The 369-nt window shown below is 30.6% G+C and carries 1 protein-coding gene; it reads left to right on the plus strand.

Going from position 1 to position 369, the window contains the following annotated elements; all coding sequences use genetic code 11:
- On the plus strand, window positions 1-369 hold a 369-nt coding region (locus tag LPC13_RS16805), incomplete at both ends, for a hypothetical protein (protein WP_234089038.1).

The following is a 369-nucleotide window of genomic DNA, read 5'->3' on the forward strand; positions in this document are numbered from 1 at the left end:
AATGCTACTCAAGAAGAAGTAGATTCAGCATATAGCACATTATTAAGAGCTTACTTAAGCTTAAGATTAACTCCAGATAAGTCTTTACTTGAAGGATTAATTAAAGAAGTTGAAAGTATAGATTTAGCTATGTACACAGCTAAGAGTGCAAAGGTAGTTGAAAAAGCATTAAAAGAAGCTAATAAAGTATTAGCAGATGATGAAGCCACTGAAAAAGAAATAAATATAGCTTTAGCAAATCTTGAAAATGCTAAGAATTCTTTAGTTGCAAGCTCATCAAATTCAACTTCAGGCAACAATAATAGTTCAAATAATAACAATCAATCATCAAGTTCAAATAATAATAGCGGAACTGCAAACAGTGGAAGC

Source organism: Clostridium celatum, assembly GCF_021412605.1.
GTDB lineage: Bacteria > Bacillota > Clostridia > Clostridiales > Clostridiaceae > Clostridium > Clostridium celatum.